Raw genomic sequence first — 2840 nt, forward strand, 5'->3', positions numbered from 1 at the left:
GGCGCCGACCAGGGCGGTGATCTCTTTGGCGTTCAGGTCCAGGTCAATGCCGCGCACGGCTTCGATATGGCCGTAGTTGACTTCGAGCCCGCGGACTTCAAGCATCGCGCTCATTGTGCAGCCTCCGCGCAACGCGCTACGGTATTCATCTTGGCAGCAGCCCGGCAACTCATTTGGCGGCCTCCACTTGTTCGGTGTCTTCGTCGTCTTCGCGACCCAGATAGGCCTCGATGACCTGCTCGTTGTTGCGGATTTCGTCGGGGCCGCCGCAAGCAATGATCTTGCCGAAGTTCAGCACCGCGATGCGTTCGCACAGGCCCATGACGAAGCGCATGTCGTGCTCGATCATCAGGATGGTGTAGCCGCGATCACGGATGGCCAGGATCTCGCGCATGAGCTCGGCGCGTTCGCCGGTGTTCATGCCCGCGACCGGCTCGTCCAGCAGCAACAGCTTGGGCTCGGTGGCCAGCGCGCGCGCCAGCTCCAGGCGGCGCTGTTCGCCGTAGGACAGGTTGTCGGCCAGATCGTTTGCCTTGTGATCCAGGCGCATCCACGTCAGCAGTTCGTGCGCGCGCTCGCGGGCACGCTTTTCGTGTTCGCGGTAACCCGGCAGTCCCAGCAGCAGGCTGGGAAAGCCGTAGTTCATGTGCCGATAGGCGCCCACCACCACGTTTTCCAGCAGCGTCATCTCTTTGAAGAGACGAATGTTCTGGAAAGTGCGGGCGATGCCCATGCGCGTGATGCGGTGCGGCTTCTTGGACAGAACGCTTTGGCCGTTGAACGTAATGGTGCCGCCGCTGGGCGGCAACAGGCCGGTGATCAGGTTGAACACGGTAGTCTTGCCGGCGCCGTTGGGGCCGATCAAGCCGAAGATGGAACCCTCGGGCACCGACAGATTGACGTCATGCAGCACATGCAGGCCGCCGAAGCTCTTGGAGACGGAAGAAAGCTCAAGCATGGCGCTTGCCCCCCTGGCCGCCCCGGCCTTGACGCATCCAGCGCTTGAAGCGCGCCGGATCCCAGATGCCCTGCGGCAGGAACAACACAATCACCACCAGAATCACTCCGTTGGCGACCAGGCGCAGATCCGCAAAACCGCGCAGCAGCTCAGGCAACACGGTGATGATGAAGCTGCCCAGCACGGGACCGGCCAAACCGCCGATGCCGCCCAGGATGGCCATGGTCAGGATTTCAACGCCACGGTCGAAACCGTATTCATTGGGACCGATGAAGAAGGTCAGGTGCGCGTTCAGCGCGCCGGCCAGACCCGCGATCATCGCGCCGGCCACGAAGGCCAGCATCTTGTTGGCGCGCACGTCGATGCCCATCAGCCCGGCCGCCGTTTCGTCGCCACGAATGGCGTCGAACGAACGTCCGATCTTGGAGGCGCGCACACGCCACAGCACGAACAGCACAATGACCACCGCCAGCACCACATGCCACCACTGCGTCAGCTGCGGGATGCCGTTCAGGCCCAGCGCGCCGCCGGTGATGGATTCGGTGTTCAGGATAGTGACGCGCACCACTTCGCCAAAGCCCAGCGTGGCCATGGCCAGATAGACCCCGGACAGGCGCAAGGTTGGCAAGCCGATCAACGCCGCCACCAGCGCGGGCGCGGCCATGCCCCCGGCCAGCGCGACCGTGAACGGCGCGTCGTAGTTCATGGTGAGCAGCGCGGCGGTGTACGCCCCGATGCCCATGAAGGCGGCGTTGGCCATGGCCAGCATGCCGCAGGCCAGCGTCAGCCAGATGGAGAGGGCCAGCAATGCGTTGGTGCCCAGCGTAAGCACCAAGTTGCCGTAAATGGCCCAGAAGTTTTCGAATCCGCTCATTCTTTAAGCCTTGCGTTGAACCACTTTGCCGAACAGACCTTGCGGGCGCACCAGCAGGATCAGGAACAGCAGGCCGAAAGCCACCGCGTCGCGCATGGTGGAGCCGATGTAGGCCACCGACAGCACCTCGGCGAATCCCAGGAACAGACCGCCCAGCATGGCGCCGCGTATGTCGCCCATGCCGCCCAGGATGATGACCGCGATGCCCTTGTGCAGCATCGGCTGGCCCATCAGCGGGAACAGCGCGTTCGAATACAGGCCGATCAGCACGCCGGCCACGCCACCCAGGGCAGCGGCGGCGAACGAGGTCGTGACGAACAGCTTTTCAACGTTGATGCCCAAAAGCCACGCGGCCTTGGGCGACTCGGCGATGGCGCGCAGCGCGCGGCCGAACTGCGTGCGGCGCATCACGTACATCAGCACGGCCATCAGCGCGAACGACAGGAAGATGATGCCCAGCTCGATCACGGTCAGGTGCAGGCCGGCGACCTCGATCACTTCCTCGGGCACGGTGCCGTGCGGAAAGCGCAGGTTGCTGGCGCCAAAGATGCTCTGGGCCCCGTTATTCAGAATGATGCCCACGCCAATCGTGGCAATCATGGGGATCAGGTGGGGTGCGTTGCGCTTGCGCAGCGGCTTGAGGACCAGGTAATCGATGATGACCCCGGTGAAGCCGGCCACGAAGAACGCGACCATCAGCGCCGCCCACAAGGGCAGGCCGAATTGCTGAACCACGAACAGTGCCGCGTAGGCGCCAACCATGAAGACGGCGCCATGCGCCAGGTTGATCACCCCGAGCACGCCGAAGATCAGCGTGAAGCCCAGCGCGAACAGTGCATACACACAGCCCAGCGACAAGGCATTGACGAATTGTTGTTCGAACATGATGGGACTTTCCAGATCTATGAGGGCCCCATGCAGCGCCCACTGCATGGCCTGACACCGCCCGCGAAGACGGCATGGCTTTTATTGGGACGGCCCTGCGATAAAAAGCGCCTTGGGGGCAGC

Annotated in this window: 3 protein-coding genes and 1 pseudogene; all 4 read right to left on the reverse strand. The window is 63.5% G+C overall.

The window, feature by feature from the left end:
* A pseudogene (locus ACNPP0_RS20555) lies at window positions 1-114 on the reverse strand (ABC transporter ATP-binding protein); the annotation flags it as partial.
* Between the two features lie 55 nt (window positions 115-169).
* The gene (locus tag ACNPP0_RS20560; RefSeq protein WP_332612203.1) at window positions 170-958 is read right to left on the reverse strand and encodes an ABC transporter ATP-binding protein; all 789 of its coding nucleotides are present in this window, start codon (window positions 956-958) and stop codon (window positions 170-172) included.
* Window positions 951-1832 (reverse strand): branched-chain amino acid ABC transporter permease, encoded by an 882-nt coding sequence (locus tag ACNPP0_RS20565; RefSeq protein ID WP_332612205.1) that lies wholly within the window; start codon window positions 1830-1832, stop codon window positions 951-953. Before ACNPP0_RS20565 ends, ACNPP0_RS20560 begins: the two co-directional genes overlap by 8 nt.
* A gap of 3 nt (window positions 1833-1835) precedes the next feature.
* Window positions 1836-2717, reverse strand: coding sequence for a branched-chain amino acid ABC transporter permease (locus ACNPP0_RS20570; RefSeq protein ID WP_046806103.1), 882 nt, complete (start codon window positions 2715-2717; stop codon window positions 1836-1838).
* Between the last annotated feature and the right edge of the window lie 123 nt (window positions 2718-2840).

This window comes from Achromobacter semiaridum (assembly GCF_053543755.1).

Coding starts and splice junctions, on each gene's coding strand:
- ACNPP0_RS20570 (WP_046806103.1), bottom strand. CDS start 2,717: ATGTTCGAACAACAATTCGTCAATGCCTTGTCGCTGGGCTGTGTGTAT.
- ACNPP0_RS20565 (WP_332612205.1), bottom strand. CDS start 1,832: ATGAGCGGATTCGAAAACTTCTGGGCCATTTACGGCAACTTGGTGCTT.
- ACNPP0_RS20560 (WP_332612203.1), bottom strand. CDS start 958: ATGCTTGAGCTTTCTTCCGTCTCCAAGAGCTTCGGCGGCCTGCATGTG.